Raw genomic sequence first — 22,751 nt, forward strand, 5'->3', positions numbered from 1 at the left:
AATGTCATTGTCCCTCTCGATACGCAGGAGTATAGGAGACGAATAAATATGTATTTTCAACAGATCACACGTCAGGATATCGGATGTGCCACCTATCTTGTGGGCTCCAATCAGACCGGGGAAGCGGCAGTAATCGATCCGCGTATTGACCTGGTAAAGGAGCTATTAGCTCTGCTGGAGCGGGAAGGTTTGCACCTCAAATATATAGTTGAGACGCACAATCATGCCGATCATGTCTCAGGACATCATCAGCTGGCCCAGCGCACCGGTGCGACTATCGCGGTTCATGCTCTGGCAGGCGTGGCCTATCCTCATCTGGCCTTGCAGCATAACGATGAGCTTACGTTGGGAGAGGTGCATTTACGCATCATCCATACGCCCGGCCATCGTCCCGAGCATATTGCCGTGGCAGTTATCGACAGCTCACGAGGCGCTGATCCCTGGCTGGTGCTCACTGGCGATTCGCTCTTTATCGGTGACGTGGCGCGCCCAGATCTGGCTGTAGCTGGCAAAGAAGGAGCTCGTGAGCTCTACCGCAGCCTGCATGAGCAACTATTGGCTTTACCGGATGGTACCATGGTCTATCCTGGCCACCTGGCTGGTTCCCTCTGCGGCAGAGTCAATAATCGTATGACCGGGACAAGCATTGGCTTTGAACGGCATCTTAATCCGGCCCTGGCCATTGCCTCTCCCGAGGAATTTGTGCAATATATGAACGAGAACCTGCCTCAGCGCCCACCCAATCTTGATCGCATTGTAGCGCTCAATAAGGCAGCCTCGATTCCTCCCATCGCTCCTCTTGACGCGCTCTCGGCCCAGGAAATATCCCAGCGCCAGGCTCAGGGTGCCCAGGTGCTCGATGTGCGCTCAGTGCAGCAGTTTGCGGCGGGCCATGTTCCGGGAGCGCTTTCTATCCCTCTGGACGCGGGACAATTCCAGAATCGCGCGGGCCATCTCATTTCTGCCGAGACTCCCTTGTTACTGGTGGCCAGCTCCCAGGAAGAGGCGCACCGTGCTCAGGCCGCCCTGGCCGTCATTGGCTATACCAACGTGGCGGGTATGCTGTCCGGAGGAATAGAGGCCTGGCAGCAGGCTGGCTACGAGGCCCAGAGCTTGCCTTCTATCACTGTACAGCAATTGCAGGAGAAAAAGATGGGTGAGCCAGAACTGCAGATAGTGGACGTGCGCGACCCTGATGAGTGGGAGGCAGGCCATATTGAGGGAGCCGTGCATATCCCTCTGTTTACGCTCCCCCAGAAGCTCAATTCTCTGGATGCCAAACGTCCAACCGCACTTATCTGCGGCAGCGGGCTACGCAGCACGATTGCCTCTAGCCTCTTACAATCTAAGAATTGGTCCCAGCTCTATAATACCGAGGGCGGAATGAGCGCCTGGAATTCCGCCCAGCTTCCTACACACACAGACGAAAAGGTGAGCAGAGCCTGAGCTTGACCAGGGGAGAAAGATTGGCACAAATCAGCCATGTAGTTGCTAGTCCCAATCTTTTTCCCTTTTGCACCATCGCCAGGCGACAAAAACAAGCTCTGGCATACCTTCCCCATTGAGAAGGGTTGGGCAGAACATGAAATTGTGATATGGTCGCATTTAATATACAGTTAATGATAGAGATGTTTGTAGATTCCTGCCAGGCAGGTTAGATGGTTCATAGGAAGTTCTCTTGCTCTTACGCTTCAGGCTTCGGGGTTGCGGCCAAACGAGCCAGCCAATCCTTGGTGCGATCCTGAGTGAGAACTTCCAGGACTTCGAGCTGACCGGGAATGAAAGGGAAGTAGCGACCAGCACTCCACGTACGATTGTAGGGTGGAGGACCTAGAAGGATCACGCGGGTGCCCTCGTAGGTAGCAATATCGGCAGGTGTGCCTTCATTCCAGATCCAGTAGTGAGAGGCTGTGTCGCCAGTGGGCAATGTGCCGTCTGGTTGGAGGCCCTGCCAGTTCCAGAGGTTGAAGACTCCTTGAGCAATGGGAAACTTGCGGTTTTCTTCAACGGTATGTGGACACGGGCCATCCTTCGCGGCAGCGACAACTATGGGATTGGGACGATTGCCGGGGAGCCAGCCTTGAGCAGTATCACCAATTAACGCGTCAGCCAGCAGGGTGTGCAGTTGGAAATTATCACCAAGACCGCTAATGCGCACGCGGTAGCCGCGTCGGAGAGCTGGATGAAGGACAATCAGCTCCTCGTTCTCCAGGATCTGGAGAAGTTTGCGGATGCACTCGATGGTTGAGTTCTGGACAGGGAACGCCTGCAGGGCAGTGGTAAAAGGTTCGTAGGTTCCGATGACCTGGCGCATACGAGCGTCATGCATCAGAATAGCTAGAGCCGCATTACAAAGCATCTCCAGAGCAGACCAGGCCTGAGCCTCCTCTGGCATTTGCGTACCGACCTGCTCGCCATACGCTTCGACGCAGAGTTCAGCGTCCTCAGGATCGGATGTTTCGGTGGGTCGAGTGCGAGCCGCATCCTGGCAAGCGCGAACGAACGGAGCAGCCAGTTGCAGAGCATCATAGGTACGCTGAAAGATTGCCGGAGCAACTTCGTCGATACGACCACCCTGCTCGATCAAGGCTCCGCAACCTACGGCAAGCAGGGCTGCGGGCAGTAATGGCAGGTTGCTCACCAACTCTTCCAGACGCTGCAAAGCCGCATCCAGATCTTCACGTGAAGCGTTCGTAGCCTGCAGCATGATTTGCTGAAGCCCGCTCTGTAGTTCATGCATGCCGAATGAGCGGCCCCTTATCTGTGCGAAAAGTTGATCAATAGCAGTGGATAATGAACTCATGGTGAACTACGACCTCCAGCCATTATTGATGGCTCTCTCCTCTTGTGGGGAAGATAACAGCAGACGCAAGCAGGGTTGCTGCTTCCTTCTCTGTAAAAAGAGAGAATCTATTCTTCTGAATATTGCTATGTTTATTTAAGGACTTATTCTAGCACCGTCCGGAGAAGTTGGAAATCTCTCTGCCATCCAGGAACGCAAAACCATCTGGCAGAAGACCAAAAGAAAATGCATCAGATGAACTTATGCGAAGCGAAAACGGGAGTTGTGGTGACATACCCCCACCTGAAGGTGTTTTTCTCAAGTCTCTGACGGAAAATTAAATAACCCTGGCCATTGAGGCCCTTCGATTGCTATCGCCGCTACGTTGTGAGATACTACTTTCTATGGAGGCGAATCTAGTAGCAAACGAGCTTTTACTATTTCCTGTCTCTCGTAGCTATAGATGAGGAGTAAACCGGTCGATGAAGCATGTAGTTGGCATTTCTGAAATTGTGCTTTGGACGGCAGATAAAGAGCGTGCCCTCGCTTTCTATCGTGATCTGCTCGGCCTGGAGGTTATTTCAAAGCCCACTTTGCCCAATGTATTTCTTAGAGTTGGTACTGGTAACGCCGGGATTCCCCAGATGATCGTTCTGGTTCCCAAGACTGAAGAGATCAAGGCTAAGCCAGCCGGCTATCAGCTTAACCATATGGCCTTGGAGTTGCCAGAGGACGAATTTGATGCACAACATAATGCCTTCGTCGCCGCTGGCATTACGCCGCGTGGGGGGAAGCATCCAGTTCTGGCCAGCCGCACGATGTATGTAGATGACCCTGATGGAAACGAGGTAGAGTTCATCTGCCGTGCTCCCGCTGAGGATAAGTAGACAAGACTGGCCTTCTCACTATGGCCACTGGATCAGGAAAAAGGATGCATACATTTACACCGACTGCCAGAGCTGCACTTGCCGCACATACCGATTGGGAGAAGGCGCTGCAGGATGCGCTGGCACAGATAGGCGATAGCCTGGCAGATGTCGCACTTCTGTTTGCCAGCGATGAATATAGCGATTCTTTTGCGGAAATTGTGCGCCGCGTGCGCAGCGCGACAAAGGCAAGAATTCTGCTTGGCTGTTCTGGACAGGGGATTGTTGGTACTGGTGTAGAGTTGGAGGATGTCCCTTGCCTTTCGCTGCTCACGCTATCTCTTCCCGGGGCCTCGCTACGGGCGGCTCATATTACTCAGGACCTCTTAGAGACTAGCCTCAGACCAGATATATTGCGTGATCAACTGGATATTCCGCTCGATGATGTAAATGCCTGGCTCGTTTTTGCTGATCCGTTTCAGATGAATTGTGAAGAGCTGATTAATAGCCTGGCACGGGCCTATGCCGATACGCCCATGCTGGGAGGCCTGGCTTCTAGCGATACAGGAGAACTTCATACGCATGTTTTCCTCAATGATGAGGTCTTCACCGAAGGAGCAGTGGCTCTCGCTATTGGTGGCTCGTATACGATTCTTCCTCTCGTCTCTCAAGGTTGTGAGCCGATTGGCGAGCCGTGGACTATCACGGGCGTGCAGGAAAATGGTCTGGTTGAGACAATTTCTAATCGTTCGGCCTATGAGCTGCTCGTGGAGACCTTATTGGCGCTTCCCGCTGATATGCAGCGTCGCGCTCAGCGTAATCTGCTGGTTGGATTGGCTGCGGATGAGTATCGCGCTACCTTTAGTCGGGGCAATTTTCTCATTCGCAACCTGATTGGCGTTGATCGTCGCACCGGTGCGCTGGCGATTGGCGCTCAGCCCAGAGTTGGCCAGACCATCCAGTTCCAGATTCGCGATGCGGAGACGGCTGACCTGGATCTGCACGAGTTGTTGGAAGGGGCTAAGGAAAAACTGGGGACAAATCGAGCTGTGGCCGGGATTCTCTGTACCTGCAATGGACGTGGCGAGGGTCTCTTCTCCATACCCAATCACGATGCTGAATTGATAGAGCAGGAATTGGGTCCGCTTCCCCTGGCAGGATTGTTCTGTAATGGTGAGATTGGCCCCATTGGCAATCGGCCATTTTTGCATGGCTTTACGGCAAGTCTGGCGCTACTGGTTCAGCGCTCATAACCTGTAGAGATAACTCCAAGACTTATAAGGGGGAACCTCTCGGTATGTCAGATATGCCACAATTGGAATGTGATCTGGTGATGAAGGGTGGTATCACCAGCGGGATCGTTTATCCGCCCGCAGTTCTTGAGCTAAAGAAGAAATATCGGTTTCATAGTATTGGTGGCACCTCGGCGGGAGCCCTGGCCGCTGCCGGTACTGCAGCTGCTGAATACAATCGTCAAAGCGGTGGCTTTGAGAAAATGGCCCGCGCTAGCACCCAGCTAGCGCAAGGTGAAAATCTGCTTGATCTCTTCCAGGCCGCGCCGGCCACGCAACCCTTGCTTGATGTCATACACGCTATTCTCGGGTCGGGAGCAGGTGAGCAACCTTCAGTCGGCGCGCCATCGGTTGATCCAGCGCTTCTACTCGAACAGGAGTTAAGCCGCCTTCCCCTGCTATTGCGCCTGCTCCACTGGCTCTTTCCCCTTATGTCTCCCTACTGGCTTGTAATTGTCGGCAGGGTAGTGAGTACCTGGTCTCGTACCTATGTACCCTTTCAGCAGGGAGGAAGCGCCGGTACAAAGTGGGGCTTCTTCGCAGGGCTTGGGGGAGGGCTTATTTTAGCCCTTGTGGTGTCTGGTCTGGCCTCTCTAATCGGGGTGGGGCAATCTCGCTCTGTCTTTCTGCCGGCTCTGCTTATCTGCTGCGTTCTTCTGGGCCTGCTAAGCGCCTGGCTTGGCTGCTGGCTGGGACGCTTGATCCTGGTTACGCGCGATATGTATGATCTTTGCCTCAACAGGCTGCCCGCTAACAATTATGGGATCTGTAATGGCCATACTTCCACGCGACCAGGTACTTCACCTGATAACACAAACCTGACCGATTGGCTGTGTGCTATGCTTGATCATACTGCGGGCCTGCCAGAACAGCGGCTTCCGCTCACCTTTGGCCAGCTGCGGAGCAAGCAGATCGAACTCAAGATGGTTACTTCCAACCTCAGCCATCACCAGCCTTACATCTTGCCCGAAGGCCTGCACAACTTTCTCTTCAATAAACATGAGCTGCTGCAGATGTTTCCTGAGTACGTAGTGGAGCACATGGTCAGAGCGCAGCCAGCGCCGCAAAGCAGCGGCAACGGGCTAGTAGTGCCTCCCGAGGTCCTGCCTTCTGACTATTATTTCCTACCAGCCGCCGATGAGCTGCCCGTGGCCTTTGCCACCCGCTTGAGCCTGAGCTTTCCTTTCTTGATAAGCGCCGTACCGTTGTATACAGTCAGTACTGAGGCGGCTCAACGCTATGCTCAAGGTCAGCACGGGCAGAAATTGGACCCTTTGCGCGATTTGCAAAAAAACTGGTTCAGCGACGGCGGGTTATGCAGCAACTTTCCTATCCAGTTTTTCGACGCCTGGTTACCTACGCGTCCTACCTTTGGCATCAACCTTACTTCGGCCAAAGAGGCTATGAATACCAGCGCGCTTGAAGCCATCGATCATCGTTCCTCGGCAGCCACGCGGGCCCAGGTTGAGGGCAAGGCTGTCTATCTCCCTGGCGCTGAGGATCTGCAGGCTCCAGAATGGGAAGATCTGAGCACTCTCTTCGGGTTCCTGGGAGCTATTTTCGGGATCGCCCAAAGTTATCACGATACGCAACAGGCCAACCTACCCAGCTATCGCGAGCGGATTGTGCAGATCCGCTTGAACGAAGATGAGGGAGGCGCCAATCTGCTGATGCCGCGGGTAACTATCAATAAAGTCATGGAGAAAGGCATAGAGGCCGGTCAGCTCCTTACCAACCCGCTCACCTTCAGTTTTGAGCAACACTGGTGGGTGCGCTTTCTCGTCTTGATGGCCCAGCTAGAGGAGAATATCGATGACCTGGAAGGCATTGACGATCCTTCTCTCACGGCGCGCCTACAGCAGGAGGCGCTTTCCGCTAGCACGGCAGCGCCTCTCAGATATCCCTATTATCGGGATCGGCGCTGGGTCAATGAAGCTCATGCGCGCGTTCAGTACTTGCGCAATCTTATGCAGCACTGGCAGCAAGCCAACAGGCGCCTGGGACGTGGGTCCTTCTTCGGTGCCAACGCCCCGCAACCTGATCCAAGCTTGCGGGTTACGCCAAGGCTATAGTTAGCGTGACGGCAGTCAGGGCATGAACGTATTGTGCGTTTAAGGCAGAGAGGCGAGGTGGGTGGTGATAATCGAGCTAAACCAGGGAGCCTCGCCTTTCTCTAATTGCACCTTGAGGATTGCCCCATTTGGCATCGTGAATGCAGAGAGGAAGCTCTTAAAGCGTTTCATCTTATCGGCACCGATATCGTCTGTCTCAACCAGAAGGGACCAGATTACCGCGCGAATAAATTGCTCATGGCTAAACATAGCGATAAAATTCTCTTCGGCTGTCTGCAGACGTTCAATGATTGAGCGCACACGGCGCATAAAATCGACAAAGGATTCGGCGCCCTCACCGTCAACATAGTGCGGATCGCGGCGTTGCCAGAAGGCGTTGACAAGAGGCAAGCGGTCGTGTTTGGTAGTGTATTGCATTTCAGGAGTAGCGAGGTAAGTAAATTCGTGGACAGGCCATTCCTCATGCTCGCACCGGGGAAAACGGCGTAGCGCTGGATATGCAGTTTGCTTTGTGCGTATATAAGACGAGGTAATCAGCAAATCAGGCTTGTGGGTAAAGTAGGCGGCAATGCGCTCAGCTTGCTTTACACCTCTATCTGTAAGTTTTATGGTCTCTGGACTGATCGTTGGGAGTCCAATATTGGCTTCGCTTTCAGCGTGCCTGATGAGCCAGACGGTGGTCATCCATAATCCCCTTCTCCTGCAACGAGCATAGAGAGCCGCTGCCCTATAGCTCCAGGTCATCTGCCATTGCTTAGAGTATACCAGCCAATCAGTGACATCGTGTGCCAAAAACATGCCAGTTCTGACTAGCCTCTAAGAGGCAGAGGAACCGCTGCTTGCCGAGCGGCTAAGAATTATGGACTGTCATTCCGCCTGCTCTATTTGCGATAGGAGCACGCGTCTGGCCCATAGCCTAGATGGATTGTTCGTCATTGCGCCCATAGGCGACAGCTTCCATCTCCATAAGTACGTTGAAGAGAGCATCAAGAGCCTTGTTGCGGTCCCGGAAATATTGACGCGTACTGCTAAATTCCAGGCGGGCAGCAATCTGTTCGTTTTTGAGATGGTTTTTAAAGTAGCGATAGTAGAGAATATTGTAGAGCTTCCATTCGGGTGCCGTATCGCGGCGCGTCCCGTTCCCGCGTAAACGCTCAAAGGCCTCGTAAAGTGCTTCGCGCAGAGCCATCCCCTTCTCGATGCGCGCGGCATCGGGGCGATTGAGACGAGATGAGACAACATTCATGTGCCGCAAGTCGCTCTCTCCTAACGCCCTTGCATCGTCGAGATTCTCCAGCACCTTTTCGACTTCTTCCACAGTCATATGAAAAAGATGGATGCGATATTTATCGCGCACAAATTTGCGAAAGAGTGCGCTCTCGCTCAGTTCTGGCAGCTCACGGCGCGTATTCTCGGCGAGCCGGGCTTCATTTTTGAGCAGCTCATGTTGCTGCTCTGACAGGCGCTCCCAGGTATATTCAAAATGCGGCTGTAAGTCGTTGTAGGCTTGGCTTCTGGCCCGGTGTAGATCTACCTTCTCAGAGGAGTAGAGACATTTCTCCTCAAACAAGAAATGGCACATGCGCTGAATGAAGAAGGGGTGTCGCCCGGCCTGCTTGAGTATCCAGTCAACCTCTTCCTGACTAAAGGATAAGCCCGCCCGCCGTGCCGGCTGCGTAATCAGATCGCGCGCCTCGTCCTCTAGAAGTGATTCTAGAGAGAAGGTGCTGAAAATGTTAAAAAAGGGCGAGCCCTCAATTGCGCTATGGCACACCTCATAGAGGGGAGCCAGGGAGGCTGTGACATAGGAGACTTTGCCCATGGTGGCCAGGGCACGCAAGAAGGCAAAGAATTCCAGATTAAATTCTTTATTGCGAATAATGTTGTCAAAGGCGTCCATTAAGAGGACCAGGTGAAAGCCTCTCTCCTGAATCTGATCAAGAAGGAGCACAAATTCATCCTCACCGCCTATACCCTCCAGGCTCAAAGGCAGTTGCTTATGTGCCTGTATAACTACCTGCTTGCTTACAGCGTTAAAGAAATCATCGCAATTTTTTTGCAGATATTCGCGCAGATCGAGCAGAACCAGGAGGGTATGACTCAAGTCGTAGCCAAACCGAGCATAGATCTCTGGGACCTGCATGCATTTTAGCACTGATGATTTACCGATATGGCGCGGGCCTACAAGCGATACGCTTTGCCGATTGGTCGTAGCTGAATACAAACGTCTGAGTAGATGGCTGCGACCGAAAAACATTTTTGGATCGCGTACCGCTGCCAGGTCGTAATAAGGATTGAAAGGATCAGTCTCCATCGTCGTAGATCTCCTGTGTGCGTGCGAACCGCTAAGACCATCTCTATTATACGTTCAGCTTTGTGACTTTAAGTGACAGGATTGTGCCAATTTTCTGAATCAAAGCTCCAAGTTTGTCTCTCTAGAGTATCCAGTTGCGCTTAGTATCCCATTATAATACACATTTTTTCCTGAGCCTCTTTAGCGAAGCAAATGCCACACTTTTCTTGTCTCTCTTGTTGTAAGAACTCACAGAGTTAGCGGCAGGTTGATTGGCCTCTCAGGCCAGCTCTTGTCAAACGACTGCAGGTTAGCTCAGCAAACTATTTCGTAAGCAAGACCCTGATAAGGCACAAAACCAGAAGGAGCCCATCCAACAAAAGGGCTCCTTCTGATACCAGGTAGTTTGCAACACACTTCTCACCAGCCAGCTTACTACTTGCACTGGTTCTTACGGAGCAAATCGGCGGTCTTCTCTGCAATCATGATGGTTGGAGCATTAGTGTTTCCATGTATCAGGGTAGGCATGATTGAAGCATCCACTACCCGTAAGCCTTCTACACCATGGACACGTAATTGCTCATCGACTACAGCCATCTCATCATGCCCCATCTTACATGTTCCAACGGGATGATATAATGTTTGGGCGTTGTTACGGATATACTCAACAATCTCAGCATCGCTTTGCCCCTGCAGAGCAGCTTCTATCGGTGCGCCATAAAAAGATCCAAGGGCCTTTGCCTGATTGATCCGTTGCACTATTTTGACACCCTTGACGAGCCTTTCTAGATCAGCAGGATCTTCAAAATAGTTCGCGAAAATAGCTGGATGCTCTCTCGGATTGGTTGAACGTAGTTTGAGATGTCCACGGCTCTCTGACTGTAGCATGCCTAGAACAATGGTATAACCGTATTTTTCCTGCACTGGTATGGGACCCATAATGAGGGGACATATGCAAAGCATAATATCCGCTTCTGAAAGCTCTGGCCTGCTTTTTATAAAGGCAACACCTTCTGGCCCATATCCAGGCTCTGTGAACGATGGCTTCGTTGTGAAATACATAGTAAGACAGAGATGATCCTGAAGATTGTTGCCTACCCCTGCCAGATCTGCCATGACAGGAATACCCATATGCTCTAGCTGAGTAGCTGGCCCAACGCCAGAGAGCAGAAGAGTCTGCGGAGAATTAATCGCTCCCCCACAGAGAATGATCTCTTTGTTTACTCGCACCTGCTGCTCTACGCCGTCTTTGAGATAGGCCAGGCCAATGGTGCGCGTGCCTTCAAACAAGATACGAGTGACAAGTATGTTTGTCCACACCGTCAAGTTCGGGCGGGACTGGGCAGGATACAGGTAGCTTGTGGCCGTGCTTTCTCGTTTTCCCTGCCGGATCGTGAACTGAAGCGTACTGAAGCCCTCTTGAGAGGCCCCATTGTAGTCGTCAATGCGTGCCCAGCCAAGTTCTTCTCCCGCTGCCAGAAAGGCCTCTGTCAGAGGATTGACCGAGGGAACATCGGTTACGGTAAGAGGACCTCCCTTTCCTCTATAGGCGGATGACCCCTTGTCCCAGTGCTCGGCTTTCTTAAAGTAGGGCAATACATCGATGTAACTCCAGCCTGCATTGCCCAGTTCTTGCCAACGATCATAGTCAGATGGATTGCCGCGTACATAGAGCATCAAGTTGATGGAACTGGAGCCTCCTAATACTTTGCCGCGCGGCCAGGAGAGCTTGCGATTGTTGAGAGACGGCTCTTCCTCCGTCTCGTACGCCCAATCAACAGCAGTTCCTAATAGCGAGAAGGCCGCAGACGGGTTGTGGATGGCAGGGATATCATCATTACTTCCGGCTTCCAGGACAAGGACCGAGGTTTTAGGATCTTCGGTCAGACGATTGGCAAGGACACAGCCAGCAGAACCCGCTCCAACTATAATATAATCGTACATTGCTTCTCCTTTTTGATCTATCTTCAAGGTCAGAGAACACCTTCTTCTTGCTCTGTATGGCCCCATGATTGCACAATCCAGGGAGATTGACTAGGAAAATCTTGCTGCTTTGCCTTAGCTTCCTGTTGCAGGCGAGTAGCCGGGTAGAGCAGCCTGACAGCCAGGTTCACGCAAGGCTCAGCTCAAAGACGGGTCAAAGATCTCTGGCTGGAAAAGTGGGGCAAGGACGGCTGCGCGATCACAAAAACCTTCCCCTTAGCTCATCCTGGCACATTTTTGTCATAGTCTGACACTAATACGGTGCTACACTGAAGAGAAAGTGCATATAACGATATGGGTGAAAATAAGCTTTAAAAGCATTAGAAATTTACAGTATAAATTTCAACTATTACGAATTATATAGTTGTTTCCCACAAAAGCCGCGAATGGGGGAGCTGAGATGTTAGTTACATCAGTCACCGAGCTACAGGATGCGCTCCGGCTTGGCTCTATCACAGTATCTGAGCTGTGGAACTATAAGGCCAAGAACTGGGTGACAAGCGTGTGTGCCGCCGATATTGATAACGATGGAGATATCGAAATTATCGCCGGTTCACGCGATGGGCGCGTCTGTGCCCTGACCAGGAGGGGAGATGTGCGCTGGAACCGTGTGGTTGGTTATAAAGAATGGGTAGGGGTGGTAACCTGTTTGCCTCCATTGGCCGAGCGGGCAGCGCGGATTATGGCCGGAACGCGCGATGGGAAGATCTATGCTCTGGCTAAAGATGGCAAGACGGTTGGCCCTGACGGCCAGCTGTATACCCTTAAGCGCGATGGCCGTGCGCTTGAGCCGCAAAGAGAGCACGCAGCGGCATGGCTACAAAGTGCGCAGGTCATTCGCCAGATGGCTGTTACGCCCTCTGCGCCTTTCAAGCTGATTGCCGGCTCAGAAGATCGCTGCGTCTACGCGCTTGATTATGCGACTGGTGAACAGCTCTGGAGCTTTTCTACCCATGGCTGGGTGCGGGCTATCGTCTGTGCTGACCTTGATGGCGACGGCGAAGCCGAGATTCTGGTTGGCTCTGCCGATAAACACCTCTATATCCTTAATCAGGCTGGAAACTGCATTGCTGAGCGCGATATCAAGCGTCAGATCCATACACTTGTCGTTTGTGATCTCGATCAGGACGGCCGAAACGAGATTCTCCTGGGCACCGATGGCAAAGATTTGCTGGCCCTATCCTCCGAGCTCAATGAGCTCTGGGACCGCACTTTTGAGAGCCGTTTTCTCTCGCTCTGCATCGCCGACATAGATAAAGATGGACACGACGAGATTATTGCCAGCTCTGACGATAAGCATCTCTACATCCTGGATCAACAAGGACACATACTCTGGCGGCATCGTCTGGGGTACCGCATCTTTAGTCTGTTTGCCCTCGATTTTGACCATGATGGGCAGATTGAAGTGCTGGCGGGCAGCGATGATGAGCGCGTTTATGCCTTACGCATCCATTTGATCAAGACCCTTGATAAGAAGATTCGCCGTTATTATCATGCCCTTGGCAAACCTTCGTTCTCTGCGCTCACCCAGCTTACCCCAGTAGAGCGCGAATTGCTGCAGGATATCCTCAAAGAAGAGGGCAAGGCGCATGTTCTCCCCAGGCAGGTCAACCTTGCTCATGCCAATGATCTGCTAGATGCTGGCCAGTATGTGCAGGCGCTGGAACTTTTGCTTTTGTTGCAGCAGCAGAAAGTAGAGCTCTTATGGCGTAAGGAAAAAGTTGGCCATATCCGTTCGCTCTACTTTGGCGATATTGCCGGCGACCCCAAGCGAGAAATCGTGCTGGGGACAGCCGAGGGTACCATTCAAGCTTTTAATGTTGCCGGTCGTTCCCTCTGGTCGATTCCTCTGGATGCTCCCGTGCTATCTACGCAGACAGGCTATGTCGATCATAGTAAGTGGCAAGAGATCATTGTATGTTCGGCCAATCATCACGTTTATGTAATTAGTGGTACCAAAAAACAGATCAAGCGAGCGCCCTTTATCGATACTTGGATGTCTAGCATTTACGTGAATGCGCCTGGCCGTCAGAGTTCCGCCGAGATTATCGTCAGCTCCGAAGATAAAAAATTGTATATCTACGGCAGCAAGCTAGATGCCCCGCTTACCACCATCGATACGCCACAGGGCATAAAAATTGTCCATGCGTATGAGGCTCATGAGCCCGGCGTCCCGGAGATTATTGCGGGCAGCATTGAAAATACAGTTTATGCCTATACGCGCGCTGGGGAGTTACTTTGGGAATATAGAACGCTGGATCGCGTGCGCGCAATTTGTATCAAAGACATAGATGGCGATGACAAGATTGAGATTATTGTCGCTTCAGAGAGTCGCAATGTCTATGTCCTGGATTATCATGGCCATCTCAAGTGGCGCTATTATTTACCCCATCGCGTATTGACCGTAGACGCGCTTGACATTGACTATAATGGCAAAATCGAAGTTTTGCTCGGCTGTGGCGATGGTTATATGTACGTGTTGAGCCGCGACGGCGACTTACTCTGGACATATCAAGCTAACGATCGGGTCAGGGTGGTGCGCGCCGAGGATATCGATGATGATAAGCAAGTAGAGATTGCCCTGGCCTCTGAAGATCAGCTAGAGCTATTGCGCGTTGTAAATCAGCAGCAGGTTCAGCAGATGCTCACGCGCTGCTGGCTGGCCCTGCAAGGTCCGGCCCCGGCAGGCGAACTTATCAAAGAGCTCCTTCATAACAACAATCCCCTTGTGCGCGCCTTTACTCTACATAAGCTCTCTGCAAACCAGCAGCTCAGTACCCGCGATTTTGCGTTGCTTGAAGAATTTGTCAATGATCGAGCCGTGGAAGTGCGCGCGACCCTGGTTCGCGCCGTCATGCTTTCTTACACGGCTAATCCTGCTCAGGCCCGCCAGATCCTCAATCAGCTCTCCATGGCTCCCGAACGCGCGATTCGCCTGGCGATAGTCGAAAATATCTCGTTCCTTATCGCCAGCGACTGGGAGGCCGGCCTGGAGTATCTAGAGCGCCTATCGCACAATATAGATCGCTTTGTCAGGCGCGCTGTTGTGCGCAAACTGCATCAATTAATAGATATCCCGCATGAGCACTTTCAGGAAGCTATGCTAAGTATGTTGCTCAAGGCTGCGCAGTATAAAGAGTCTGACTGGGTGTGCCAGGAAGCGGCTCGTGCTCTTGCTCACTTTCTTGATCAACACCATGGAGAATTGCTTACCTATCTCTACGATTGTGTGATGCGGGAAATCAAGCCCTCGATCTTAGAACATGTTGCCCATAACGCTGTTACTGCCGTTGTGCAACAAACCTTTGGAGCTGTCGCAGCTCTCCTTAGCGGCCTTGATGAACAAAATGTCGAGAAGTGTATTGAGCGGGCCATGCGCGCCTTTGAGGAAACCAGGTCCTTGAAGTATGGCCTGGAGACCTGGCTAGTTTATGAAGAATTGCGACGTCTCTTCAGTATTCGCACAGTGGCCGAGATTGCTCACTATCAGTGCGGGCTGGAGCCTGGCCAGTCTCAAGAAAATGAGCACTTTTTGACGGCCTATCGTATCTGCGATCGCCTTAGCTCGATTACGCGTATTCTGCGCATCTTTTTGCGTCGCGAAGATCTCAACGATCGTCTCACATCTCTATTAGAGGTCGGGCCGGCGATTGGGGCCGCGCGCAAGTTTCTTGAGCGCGAGTATGCCACGCTCTGGCGCGGCTATCCCCTGGCGCCACTGCCCGAGCACCATATCTTTGAGCTCTTGCTTAAGCGCTGGGAAAATATCGTCAGGGCTCAGCTCAGCGAACTGCGGGGCAAGGCCGAGCTCAAAGCAGAGCTGCAGACGCGGCGCGTGTACCTGGAAAGACGTATAGCTATCTGGCTGGTCATCACGAATACGGGGCGCAGCGCTGCTAACAATGTGAAGGTGACGCTGCTGCACAGCCCTGATTTCGAGGTTGTGGGGAGAAGCTCCTTTGAGAGCGAGGCTATCTTTTCCCACGAGGAGATACAGGCTGAGTTTATCATTCAGCCCTGTGCCAGTTGCTCGGCCCTGAATCTCGTTTTTGAAGTTGTCTATGACGATGCTGAAGCTGCGATAAAGATACTTACAGTTGGCGAAAGGCTAGAATTGCAGGTTATCCAGCAAAGCTTTAGAAATATTCCCAATCCCTATTCCACGGGCACACCTACCCTTGATAGTAGAATGTTCTTTGGACGGGAAGACGATATCACCTTTTTACGTGATAATCTGGCCCGTGCTACCGGGAAAACTGTTATCGTTCTGTATGGGCAACGACGCTCTGGCAAAACAACGCTGTTACGCCACCTGATCAACTCCTCTGTACTTGATGAACATATTCCCATTCTGATTGATATGCAACAGCATGCCTATGGCATCAGCGTCAGCAAATTCCTGCACAATGTGGCCTACGAAATCTATAAGCGCATGGGGAAAAGAGGCATTGAGATTGCGCGCCCGCAGCGAGCCGACTTTTTGGAAGATCCCACCTTCACCTTTAATCAGTTCTTAGAGGATGTCGAAGTAAAAATACAAGGCAAAAAACTTATCCTGCTGATCGATGAGTTTGAAGTGATGGAGGATCTTGTGGCCGCTGGAAAGCTGGAACCCGAAATCTTTGGCTATCTACGCAGCCTGATGCAGCATAGCCAGCCTCTCGATTTTCTGCTCTCGGGAACTCACAAGATTGAGCAACTCACTAAGGGATACTGGTCGGTTTTCTTCAATATCGCTCGCCATTACAGGCTCTCCAGGCTGAGCGCGCGCAGCGCTACAGAGCTCATTGTTAAGCCTGTTGATGGATATCTGGAGTATGAGCCCTATGCAGTGAGCAAGATCCGTCAGTTAACCGGCGATCAGCCCTATCTGATCCATCTCGTCTGCCGCTCACTCATTGAGCACTGCAATGATCTGCAAAAAAGCTACGTGAGCATTAACGATGTCAATGTTGTGCTGCGCGAAGTGATGCAAACCGGCCATTATCACTTTAGTTGGATCTGGGAGCAGACAACGACACAAGAGCGTATCCTGCTGGCCGCTCTGGCAGAAGGTGGCAGAGATGAGGGACGGGCGCTCTCTCTTAGCGATATAGAAGAGCTATATCGTAGCTTTCGCTTGCCCTTTAAGCGTGAGGATGTCCTGGCGTCGTTGAAGGAATTGCTTGATGCTGATGTCATTGAGATGCAGGTAGATGACGCGCAGAATCGTGCAGCTGAAGGCGCGCGCTACCGGCTTCCTGTCGGACTTATTCGTACGTGGCTGCGGCAGGAAAAATCGTTAGAGTATGTTCTACGCGATAAAATATAATTCACTGTTTAGGAGGAGATTGTGCTTGATTGGTTACGTGTTTTAGGGTCCATTATTCTTGTTGATCTTGTCCTTAGTGGCGATAATGCGCTAGTCATTGGTGCGGTTGCCGCCGATTTAGAGAAGAAGAAGCGCTGGATTGCTTTTGTCGTAGGCGGGGGTGGGGCTATTCTCATTCGTATTTTACTGACCTACGGCGTTACTCTTTTGCTGGATATTCCCTATTTAGAGGCCATCGGTGGGATTCTCTTGCTTATCATTACGATACGCCTGCTCGCCAGCACGAATGAGGCGCAAGAGGGCGAGAGCACGCAGAGCATAAAGCGCTTCTTTCAAAAGCTGGGATTTCTGCCTAAGAGCCCACTTTTTATCGGGATGCTGACTATCCTGGCTGCGGATGCCACGACGAGCCTTGATAATATCATTTCTATCGCGGCGCTGGCGCATCAAGACCCGCCTCTACTCATCATTGGTTTGCTCTTGAGTATCGCGTTTCTGCTGCTTGCCAGCGCGCTCATTGCGCGCCTTATCGAGCGCTTTCCCTGGCTTATTCTCCTTGCCGCAGTTATTCTGGTGATTACGTCGGCGCAGATGATCTTGCAGGATGATGATTTGGCGCGGATCATTAGCTCAGCCACAGCGGGGTGGTGGCCGCTGGCTGTCTACGTGATCTCATTTGCGATTGTGAGTATTCCGATTTATCGTTGGATACAGGGCTATGTCAAAGTGAGCCTTAAGCACTGATGCAGTGGAAATGTATCAAGGGAATGCGCTTTTACTGACCAGCGCTCTATATAATACCCGTTAGGGATCGAATAAAGCTGGCTCTAGCCAGAAATACTAGAGAGCCAGCTTTTTATTTTGCGCGTATTTCATGGTTATGCGGAAAGGAGTTGGCTATCTGATACGTCCGCGCCCGCTGCTGGGTTGGGCGTGAATGGCCTCCCAAAACCGCTGGAACTCGCTCTGATATTGCGCTAGCAGGTCTTGTCGCTCATTGACTACTATGCAAGAAGAGAGCAGGCTTTGCAGCTCATCTCTTGTCAGGCCGAGTACTTCCCCAAACAGAATGCTTTGTTCATTGATCAGGCGAAACCAGGCGGGCAGGGGCGGCAGCGGCCAGTGATGAATTTCGCGTGAGAAGGTGAGCGATGCTATGCTCATCTGGTCGATGGATACCAGAGGTTCTCCCAGGTGGGCGCGCTGTTTAGCGGGTACCTGCAGCGACGAGAGCGCGCTATGATCCAGGCTGAACTCGGGCCGATGGGGTGGCACCAGTTGTATAAAGGTGCTCCACGTGTACTCATCTTGCGCATAATAGGATGTGAGATCTACCCTGATGGGTGGATGAGGAGTATCATCAATTGAAAAGCCGAGCGAGATCGAGTTGAGAATGGCTTGTTCGTTGGGAAGCCAGGATGTGCCAATACTGTGCAGAGTCAGGTTATGCGGATTACCTGCGAGCCCATAGACGGGAAACTTTGCTTGCTTAACAAGCGTTTGTAAATCTCTTTCCATGAAACGCCTGAACCTCCTTGTGTCAAAATCTTATGCCAAATAGTCCGCCTGTTTCGTTTGCATCGGTAAGACGAATCGGCAATATATAATCATCAAGATCAAAGGCATCAGTGAACTCTTGAGGGATGGTATCGGAATTCATGGTAACAATATATTGGAATTTCAAATCGCGGGCTGCTTGTTCTCCTAGCAGAAGTGCTTTAGCAACCTGGCGCTCATCTACACCATCAAAAATATGGCTATCATGGACAAGAAAGCCGGGTCCGATCTGCCTTTCAGTACAGAGCTGCATTAGCATCATATCAAAGCAAAAAATCTGCATGTTATTAATGCCGCCGCTCTTCTCACCGTCAATAGTAACATCAAATTGGGGACCATTTGAGGAAGCGGAAATCGTAAGATTACCAGGATTCTCATATAATGCGCTTGAAAACTTTCCAAAAGAGAGAATGGCGTCGCGTAGCACTTCTGCTTGCTCATGATAATCTTGGCGCAAGCGAACCTCTAGCTGGTTTCGTTCGAACTCAAGCTCACTTCTCTCACTTTCAAGGCGCTCGGCTGCTGCAAAGCGTTGACGAAGTAACTCTGTCTTAGCCTCATGTGCTGCCAGTTCTGATTGTAGTTTTGTAAACTGATCCAGGGCTCCATGTGACTGCAAAATAGCCATGATTCTAGCAAGTCGCGCGTTTATTGCTGACATGCGTTGGTCACGAATGCTTATTCTCTGCCTGGCAGCTGTAACTTCATTCCCAAAATATGATTTGCGGTTGGCAATAATGGATTCATGAAATAGCCTGACCTCTTCAAAACGTTGGAGGGTAGTATTAGGAAGTACAACCCCTGCCTCCTCGTAAAGGTGCTCAAGCTCTATAATAGCGGGGTCAGCCTCTTGATTTAAAGATTGCTGTAATTCGGCAAGCAATAGTTTGTCAGTCGTATTTTCATCGGCTAAGGTTCCCAATTCGCGCGTTAACTGATTGGCTTCTTGCTCCAAGTCATGATATTCTGGAAGAACTTGATAGCCAGTAACATGCTCCCTTAGCGCACTAAGACGACTCTCTGCTAACGTAAGCAAGGTACGAAGTTCCGCCGCATTGCCGATAAAGTTATCAAGCGCGCCGTCTTTGGCGGCTTTCTTTAAGTCTTTCAGAGATTTTTCCCTTTCTCGTACATATTGCCACTGTTGAGGAATAGTCCAATCCAGCCCTAATAAGCATGATATCGCTACTTGTTGATTCCATTGTTGCTGCGTAATATGCTGTTTTGTGGGAGAAAGGAAGCCTCCTATTGATTTGCGGCGCACAAAATAGGGAAATAGAGAGCGAAAGCCTGGCGCAAATTTGGCAGATGGTGTGCTCTCGGGCAGCTTAAACATGAGCTTGCAGAGCACTATTTTCCATTCATCGTTAGAAAGGGCTAGTGGAAAATCCTCAGCACTAAATAAGCTCTGCATAGGTGATTGAAGCGGCCAGTCCCCTGTATTTGCCCCTCGGATGTTTACAGTTTCTGGAGCCTTGCCTGTGCGTGTTACCTGTCTACGTGCCTGGCCGAGATCAAATTCCATGCTAAAAGAATATGGTTTCAATGCCCTGGTAAAAATAGGGTCGGGCCTGGCTCCTAATAAGAAATGGATTAACTCGGTCAGGCTAGACTTACCGGCGCCATTTCGCGTCTGCTTTTCGGTAGCTCCAGGGCTTTTATCAGCCAGAAGTATATTTAACCCCTGCCGAAATTGGAGTTTCTTGAAGGTGGGCATGTAGCTAGATATGCTGTGAATCATTGCCTGACCCTCCGTATTTTACCATGGTCCATTTCTATACTACCCAACATATAAAGGAGATCTAATGTCAAGACAAACCAGTCATAGCTTATAGTGTGTGTTGTTGAGCGTTCACCTCTTATATGACTCAGCTCATTCCACAGGCGCGATACTGTTTTTGGTTCCATCAAAAGACCAAGTATTTCTGCCCCTATAGTGATCATTGCTCGTTCAGGACCAAGCCGTTTAGTAGGAAGGATCATACTACAACCTCTTCGGATGAGCGCTCAAAGATACGGAGATAGCCATCATTTTTTCTATCCCCCATTCTTCCCCAGGGGCGGACGCGCTGGAAGTCACTGGGATGGCACTTCTCCATTATTTCAGAAAAAAAATCCTGGAAGGCATTTCCTCCTTTTTCTAAATAGGCTGCTTTAAATGTGGCTTCGTAATAAGCACGTGTAAGTTTATCCAATGTATTGTCCCCCCGAATATGCTCTAGCCATTTAATGCGTAAATAGCATTTCCCTCTTTATGGTTGATATATTTTTCTCTTGTATTCAGTAGCATAATGCTAACCTGGGATATTATAGCATTGATAGGGTATGATATGTAAATAGTTATATATAAGAATATATGGCTAGGAATTATTAAATTGCTAACCAGGTAAAGCGTGATTATTAAGGGGGATATAGAGCATCTGAGCAGGATAAAAATCGATGAGCTTTGTGAAAAAGAAAAATAAATCTGGCTCCGTCAAGTTTTTATGATGCGGAGCCAGATAAGTGTGGAAGTCTGTGTAAAAGAACCTTATTTAAATGTCGAGGTTGGCGTTTTTAGCGTGGCTCTCGATGAAGCGTTTGCGGGGACCAACTTCATCGCCCATCAGCATGCTAAAGACCTTATCGGCCTCCACGGCCTCCTCAATCGTCACCTGTAGGATTGTACGCTTATCGGGGTCCATTGTGGTATCCCAGAGCGTCTCTGGATTCATCTCACCAAGACCTTTATAGCGTCCAACCTCCGGCTCTTTCCCATTATGGCTTGCTTTATACTCGCTAACGAGGGCATCGCGCTCCTCATCGGCATACACGTAGTGGATCTGCTTGCCCATTTTAACGTGGAACAATGGGGGCTGAGCAATATAGAGGTGCCCATCGGTGATGAGCTGTGGCATATGGCGGAAGAAGAAAGTGAGCAGCAGCGTCCGAATATGCGCGCCATCAACGTCAGCATCGCACATGATCACGATGCGACCATAGCGCAGCTTGGCCATATTGAAGTGCTCATCGATGCCCACACCGATAGCCGTGATGATATTCTTGACCTCTTCGTTCTTAAGAATCTTATCAAGGCCAACGCGTTCGACGTTAAGGATCTTTCCGCGCAGCGGAAGGATAGCCTGGAAGTGGCGGTCGCGACCCTGCTTTGCCGAGCCACCGGCCGAATCACCCTCCACAAGGTAGAGCTCACAGCGGTCTGCGTGCTTCTCGCTGCAGTCGGCCAGCTTGCCGGGCAACGTCGTGTCAAGCGCGCTCTTGCGCTGAATCAGATCGCGGGCGGCACGGGCAGCCTCACGCGCACGGGCCGAGGTAAGACATTTATCGATAATCACCTTGGCTTCGGATGGGTTCTCCTCAAGATATTGCGTAAGCACATCGGAGGTCACCGTTTCAACGGCGGAACGCACCTCAGCGTTGTTTAGCTTGCTCTTCGTCTGTGCCTCAAACTGAGGATTGGCGATCTTCACGCTGATCACAACAGTCAGGCCCTGGCGCACGTCATCGCCAGAGAGATTGCCATCCTTTTCCTTGAGCAGATTGGCCTTACGCGCATAATCATTGAGCGTACGGGTAAGGGCGCTGCGGAAGCCGGTCACGTGCATGCCACCGTCGACTGTATTGATGCCGTTAGCAAATGAAAACTCGGTAGAGGCCCAGCTATCGTTGTATTGGAAGGCCAGCTCAACCTTGACTCCATCCACTTCACGCGCCACGCTGACCGGGCGAGCCTGTAGCTTGGTACGATTCTTGTTAAGGTGGCGTACAAAGGAAACCAGACCACCCTCGAAGTAAAAGGTTGCCTCGCGATCGTCGCGCTCGTCGATAAGGCTGATGGTCATGCCATGATTGAGATAGGCCATCTCGCGGAAACGCTGCGCCAGAATATCAAAACTGTAGTCGCGGGTCTCCATAACCGTGAGATCGGGCAGGAAAGATGTGATGTTCCCCTGACCTTCGACGGGTCCCATATTGAGCAGCTTGGTGGTTGGTACGCCCTTTTCGTAGCGCTGACGCCAGAGAGTGCCATCACGTTTGACATCGACCTGGCACCACTCGGAGAGTGCATTGACCACCGAGACGCCAACACCGTGCAAGCCGCTACTGATTTGATAGCCGCCGCCGCCGAACTTACCACCAGCATGTAAGACTGTCATCACAACTTCAAGCGTGGACATGCCGGGCCGCTGACTATGCTCATCAACTGGAATGCCGCGCCCGTTGTCTTCAATTGTCACAGAGCAGTCTTCGTGGATGGTGACTTTTATCGTATCAGCATAGCCAGCCATAACCTCGTCCACACTGTTATCCACCACCTCAGTAATCAGATGATGCAAGCCACGCTGATCGGTCGCACCGATATACATGCCGGGACGTACACGTACTGCCTCTAAGCCTTCGAGGATCTGAATATTTTGTCCGCTATAGCCGTTGTTACCGTTCCCGTTCACCTTCCCATCCTCGTTCCCTTTATAATTGCCGTCATGACCGAGTAGAGCCTCGTGGTCATCAGGGACTTGCTCTGCCATCGTCGCTTCTCTCATCTTCGCCATAGAGCTTGTATTTCCTTTTGTTCTGTAACCATAGAAAATGTG

The 22,751-nt window shown here is 51.2% G+C and carries 15 protein-coding genes; 6 read left to right on the plus strand and 9 right to left on the minus strand.

The genetic code is table 11. The features are described from left to right. Positions 1-48: 48 nt before the first annotated feature. Positions 49-1,446, plus strand: a complete 1,398-nt coding sequence (locus EPA93_RS32200) for an MBL fold metallo-hydrolase (protein ID WP_129891449.1) — start codon at positions 49-51, stop codon at positions 1,444-1,446. A 238-nt stretch (positions 1,447-1,684) separates the two neighbouring features. Here the strand turns inward: EPA93_RS32200 and EPA93_RS32205 are convergent, their stop codons facing one another. Beyond that, positions 1,685-2,740 (minus strand): hypothetical protein, encoded by a 1,056-nt coding sequence (locus tag EPA93_RS32205; protein ID WP_129891450.1) that lies wholly within the window; start codon positions 2,738-2,740, stop codon positions 1,685-1,687. Between the two features lie 524 nt (positions 2,741-3,264). Here EPA93_RS32205 and EPA93_RS32210 point away from each other — a divergent pair. From EPA93_RS32210 to EPA93_RS50515, 3 genes are read left to right on the plus strand one after another with little or no spacing between them, the layout of a single operon-like run. Next, complete coding sequence (locus EPA93_RS32210) at positions 3,265-3,669, plus strand: VOC family protein (protein WP_129891451.1); 405 nt, start codon at positions 3,265-3,267, stop codon at positions 3,667-3,669. Positions 3,670-3,713: 44 nt separating this feature from the next. Continuing rightward, a complete protein-coding gene (locus tag EPA93_RS32215; protein WP_165423534.1) occupies positions 3,714-4,901 on the plus strand; it encodes an FIST signal transduction protein in 1,188 nt (395 codons plus the stop codon). 53 nt (positions 4,902-4,954) lie between these two features. Further along, positions 4,955-7,012, plus strand: coding sequence for a patatin-like phospholipase domain-containing protein (locus EPA93_RS50515; protein ID WP_422877902.1), 2,058 nt, complete (start codon positions 4,955-4,957; stop codon positions 7,010-7,012). A gap of 39 nt (positions 7,013-7,051) precedes the next feature. On the opposite strand, the gene EPA93_RS32225 is transcribed toward EPA93_RS50515, so the two are convergent. From EPA93_RS32225 to EPA93_RS32235, 3 genes are all read right to left on the minus strand, one after another. Then, positions 7,052-7,696, minus strand: coding sequence for a histidine phosphatase family protein (locus tag EPA93_RS32225; protein WP_165423536.1), 645 nt, complete (start codon positions 7,694-7,696; stop codon positions 7,052-7,054). A gap of 232 nt (positions 7,697-7,928) precedes the next feature. Beyond that, positions 7,929-9,326: an nSTAND1 domain-containing NTPase gene (locus tag EPA93_RS32230; protein WP_129891454.1), complete on the minus strand. Its 1,398-nt coding sequence runs from the start codon at positions 9,324-9,326 to the stop codon at positions 7,929-7,931. Between the two features lie 414 nt (positions 9,327-9,740). Next, positions 9,741-11,249: a GMC family oxidoreductase gene (locus tag EPA93_RS32235; protein WP_129891455.1), complete on the minus strand. Its 1,509-nt coding sequence runs from the start codon at positions 11,247-11,249 to the stop codon at positions 9,741-9,743. A gap of 439 nt (positions 11,250-11,688) precedes the next feature. Here EPA93_RS32235 and EPA93_RS32240 point away from each other — a divergent pair, with 439 nt between their 5' ends. Next, positions 11,689-16,599: an outer membrane protein assembly factor BamB family protein gene (locus EPA93_RS32240; RefSeq protein WP_129891456.1), complete on the plus strand. Its 4,911-nt coding sequence runs from the start codon at positions 11,689-11,691 to the stop codon at positions 16,597-16,599. Between the two features lie 21 nt (positions 16,600-16,620). Then, positions 16,621-17,343, plus strand: a complete 723-nt coding sequence (locus EPA93_RS32245; RefSeq protein WP_165423537.1) for a YjbE family putative metal transport protein — start codon at positions 16,621-16,623, stop codon at positions 17,341-17,343. A 153-nt stretch (positions 17,344-17,496) separates the two neighbouring features. Here the strand turns inward: EPA93_RS32245 and EPA93_RS32250 are convergent, their stop codons facing one another. The 5 genes from EPA93_RS32250 to gyrB form a co-directional block, all read right to left on the minus strand. Next, the gene (locus EPA93_RS32250) at positions 17,497-18,117 is read right to left on the minus strand and encodes a hypothetical protein (protein WP_129891458.1); all 621 of its coding nucleotides are present in this window, start codon (positions 18,115-18,117) and stop codon (positions 17,497-17,499) included. Positions 18,118-18,139: 22 nt separating this feature from the next. Continuing rightward, on the minus strand, positions 18,140-19,897 hold the full coding sequence (locus EPA93_RS32255; RefSeq protein ID WP_129891459.1) for an ABC-three component system protein: 1,758 nt from the start codon (positions 19,895-19,897) through the stop codon (positions 18,140-18,142). Then, positions 19,894-20,139, minus strand: coding sequence for an ABC-three component system middle component 6 (locus EPA93_RS51095; RefSeq protein ID WP_129891460.1), 246 nt, complete (start codon positions 20,137-20,139; stop codon positions 19,894-19,896). The genes EPA93_RS32255 and EPA93_RS51095 overlap by 4 nt, the downstream gene beginning before the upstream one ends. Continuing rightward, positions 20,136-20,351, minus strand: coding sequence for a hypothetical protein (locus tag EPA93_RS32265; RefSeq protein WP_129891461.1), 216 nt, complete (start codon positions 20,349-20,351; stop codon positions 20,136-20,138). The genes EPA93_RS51095 and EPA93_RS32265 overlap by 4 nt, the downstream gene beginning before the upstream one ends. A gap of 339 nt (positions 20,352-20,690) precedes the next feature. Beyond that, positions 20,691-22,709 (minus strand): DNA topoisomerase (ATP-hydrolyzing) subunit B, encoded by a 2,019-nt coding sequence (gene gyrB, locus EPA93_RS32270; RefSeq protein WP_242527182.1) that lies wholly within the window; start codon positions 22,707-22,709, stop codon positions 20,691-20,693. Positions 22,710-22,751 lie beyond the last annotated feature (42 nt).

It is taken from the genome of Ktedonosporobacter rubrisoli (genome assembly GCF_004208415.1).
GTDB classification, from domain to species: domain Bacteria; phylum Chloroflexota; class Ktedonobacteria; order Ktedonobacterales; family Ktedonobacteraceae; genus Ktedonosporobacter; species Ktedonosporobacter rubrisoli.

What these genes read in the sequence shown, in the direction of transcription:
- EPA93_RS32200 (WP_129891449.1), top strand. Translation starts at nt 49, where the DNA reads ATGTATTTTCAACAGATCACACGTCAGGATATCGGATGTGCCACCTAT.
- EPA93_RS32240 (WP_129891456.1), top strand. Translation starts at nt 11,689, where the DNA reads ATGTTAGTTACATCAGTCACCGAGCTACAGGATGCGCTCCGGCTTGGC.
- gyrB (WP_242527182.1), bottom strand. Translation starts at nt 22,709, where the DNA reads ATGGCGAAGATGAGAGAAGCGACGATGGCAGAGCAAGTCCCTGATGAC.
- EPA93_RS32250 (WP_129891458.1), bottom strand. Translation starts at nt 18,117, where the DNA reads ATGGAAAGAGATTTACAAACGCTTGTTAAGCAAGCAAAGTTTCCCGTC.
- EPA93_RS32210 (WP_129891451.1), top strand. Translation starts at nt 3,265, where the DNA reads ATGAAGCATGTAGTTGGCATTTCTGAAATTGTGCTTTGGACGGCAGAT.
- EPA93_RS32255 (WP_129891459.1), bottom strand. Translation starts at nt 19,897, where the DNA reads ATGATTCACAGCATATCTAGCTACATGCCCACCTTCAAGAAACTCCAA.
- EPA93_RS32225 (WP_165423536.1), bottom strand. Translation starts at nt 7,696, where the DNA reads ATGACCACCGTCTGGCTCATCAGGCACGCTGAAAGCGAAGCCAATATT.
- EPA93_RS50515 (WP_422877902.1), top strand. Translation starts at nt 4,955, where the DNA reads ATGCCACAATTGGAATGTGATCTGGTGATGAAGGGTGGTATCACCAGC.
- EPA93_RS32205 (WP_129891450.1), bottom strand. Translation starts at nt 2,740, where the DNA reads ATGCATGAACTACAGAGCGGGCTTCAGCAAATCATGCTGCAGGCTACG.
- EPA93_RS51095 (WP_129891460.1), bottom strand. Translation starts at nt 20,139, where the DNA reads ATGATCCTTCCTACTAAACGGCTTGGTCCTGAACGAGCAATGATCACT.
- EPA93_RS32215 (WP_165423534.1), top strand. Translation starts at nt 3,714, where the DNA reads ATGCATACATTTACACCGACTGCCAGAGCTGCACTTGCCGCACATACC.
- EPA93_RS32230 (WP_129891454.1), bottom strand. Translation starts at nt 9,326, where the DNA reads ATGGAGACTGATCCTTTCAATCCTTATTACGACCTGGCAGCGGTACGC.
- EPA93_RS32235 (WP_129891455.1), bottom strand. Translation starts at nt 11,249, where the DNA reads ATGTACGATTATATTATAGTTGGAGCGGGTTCTGCTGGCTGTGTCCTT.